Source organism: Falsiroseomonas sp. RANM36, assembly GCF_056682175.1.
In genome coordinates this window covers 1,137,314-1,138,963 of the sequence record NZ_JBWXTD010000003.1, presented here as the reverse complement: position 1 = coordinate 1,138,963, position 1,650 = coordinate 1,137,314, and the positions used below count along the sequence as shown (strand labels likewise).

General features: G+C 75.3%; 2 protein-coding genes. Both read right to left on the bottom strand.

Going from position 1 to position 1,650, the window contains the following annotated elements:
- Positions 1-749: phospholipase D-like domain-containing protein (locus AC1MIR_RS10325; RefSeq protein WP_480028080.1), on the bottom strand; the 749-nt coding region annotated here is incomplete at its 3' end.
- Between the two features lie 86 nt (positions 750-835).
- A partial coding sequence (locus AC1MIR_RS10320; RefSeq protein ID WP_480028079.1) for an endonuclease/exonuclease/phosphatase family protein occupies positions 836-1,650 on the bottom strand: 815 nt, incomplete at its 5' end.

The following is a 1,650-nucleotide window of genomic DNA, read 5'->3' as shown; positions in this document are numbered from 1 at the left end:
GGCGACGAGTATTTCGGCCTCGACAACGAAGGCGAGATCAGCTTCCGCGACCTCGACCTGGTGCTCGCGGCGCTCAGGCGGCGCGCGGGTGCGGCCAGCGGGCTCGCCCAGTAGCGCTCGAACACCGCCAGTGCCTGGGCGGCCGGCGCGCCCGCCAGCACCAGGTCGAGGTCGCGGAAGCTGATCTCGCCTTCGTTGTCGAGGCCGAAATACTCGTCGCCGATGTTGCGCCCGCCCACCACCGCGCCCTGGCGGTCCGCGATCCAGTTCTTGTTGTGCATCCGGCGATTGAGGTGCCAGCCGCCGAAGGCGAATTCCAGCACATGCCCCCAGCGCCCGAAGCGCCGCCAGCGCGTGGCGTTGAACAGCCGCACCTCGATGTTCGGATGCCGGTCGAGCGCCGCCAGCGTGCGCTCGTGGCCGATCGCATAGACGTCGTCGAGCAGCATGCGGACCGAGACGCCGCGATCCGCCGCCTCCAGAACCTCCCGCCCCAACAGCTGGCCCGTCGTGTCGCCGCGCCACACGTAGTATTGCAGGTCGAGCGTGCGGCCGGCCGCGCGGGCCGTGGCGGCACGGATCGCGAAGGCGTCCTCGGCGCGGCACAGCACCGCGACGCCGGCCTGCCGCCGTGCCGTGCGCCCATGCGGCCCGCGGCGGGCCAGCGCCGCGACGACGGCGCGCTGCAATCGCGTCGCGCCGGTCGGCGGCTCGGTCGGCAGCTCGGGCCGTGTCGCGAGATCGCTCATGCGCCTGACGTCATCCGCACCACCGAACGGCCGGGGGCGGGTCTGGTTCTCGCCGGGGCGGACGCGTCGTCCGCCCGGCGCGGCGTTCACGCCGCCGCGCGCAGCCCGGCGAAGGTCTCGGCCACCGCATCCAGATGCAGCCGCGCCGTCAGCGGCAGGTGGTCCGACGCGATGCGCGCCAGCGGGCTGTCATGCACCTCGACCTGGCTCACCAGCGGCCTCGGCCAGGCCAGGATGCGGTCGAGCGGCAGCACCGGCAGGCGGGTGGGAAAGCTGGCCGGGCCGGGTGCGACCGGGCCGAACATCTCGCTCAGCGCCTGCAGCGAGGAGCGCGCGCCGAGACCCCATTCGTTCAGGTCGCCGCACAGCACGGTCGGGCGCGGCTCCGCTTCCTGCAGCGCCGCCAGGATCGCGGCCGACTGGCGCCGCCGGCAGCGCGGCAGCAGGCCGAAATGCGCCGCCACCAGCCGCAGAGGGCCCTCCGCCAGGTCGAGATCCGCCACCCCGGCGCCGCGCGGCTCGGCCCCCGGCAGGGACAGCCGGCGCAGCCGCGCCCGGGTGCCCGGCCGCACCAGGATGGCGTTGCCGTGCCAGCCATGGCCGTCCGGCAGGTCGGAGACCGGCAGGGGCACCAGGCCCGCCTGCTTCTCCAGCAGCTTCGCGTCGAGCAGGCCGATGCGCCGGCCGAAACGCCGGTCGGCCTCCTGCAGCGCCACGACATCGGCGCCGAGCTCGGCGATCACCGAGACGGAGCGATGCGGATCGAAGCGCCCGTCGGTGCCGACGCATTTGTGCAGGTTCCAGGAGGCGATCCGCATCTCGCCTTCCGCCGGCGGCGGGGGGGGGGGGGGGGGGGGGGGGGCGCCGGGCCGCGGCGGCCCCGGCGGGCCCCCGCCGCGCC